The 518-nt window shown below is 52.1% G+C and carries 1 protein-coding gene; it reads right to left on the reverse strand.

The window, feature by feature from the left end; genetic code table 11:
• Positions 1–272: 272 nt before the first annotated feature.
• Positions 273–518: hypothetical protein (locus tag R7040_RS29910; protein WP_318098113.1), on the reverse strand; the 246-nt coding region annotated here is incomplete at its 5' end.

The raw sequence follows: 518 nt of genomic DNA on the forward strand, positions 1-518 counted from the left end.
TCTGGTTTTGCGAATACTGATATTGATGATACTAACGGCCCACCGGCCTGTTGAGGAACCTGTAAAACGGAAAGGCTCATTGAAGCCGTATATTTTCTGGAGGTTCATCAGGCGCGGAACTCATCGAGGCGCGGGAATAAAATCCCATTCAGACGCCGGATAGATTCAAGCAAGCCAACTTGTCGTCAAAATCGGTGTTGCAAAAACGGGAGTGACCATAGATTCCGTTTTCTCTATTCGCCCCTTTGTTGAGATATGACCCGCTCCCCGGATCATGGCTTGGCCTTCTTCGCGACCCTGGCTACTGCACGGGCCGCCTTGAGGCACTCATCGAACACTTTCCCCTTTGCGAAGCTGGGTGTTCGGTCGAAAAAGAAGGTGGCTTCTTTCACCCCCAGCGAGACCGCATGAGGGGGAAATTCCTCCTTCTCCAGCGTTGCCTTGATGTGCTTGGCAATGAACTCGCGTGGGTGCATGGATGCCTCCGTTCTTCCAGAAACTGGTCTCATCACACAAAC

The sequence above is a fragment of the Vibrio sp. 1069 genome, from assembly GCF_033340555.1.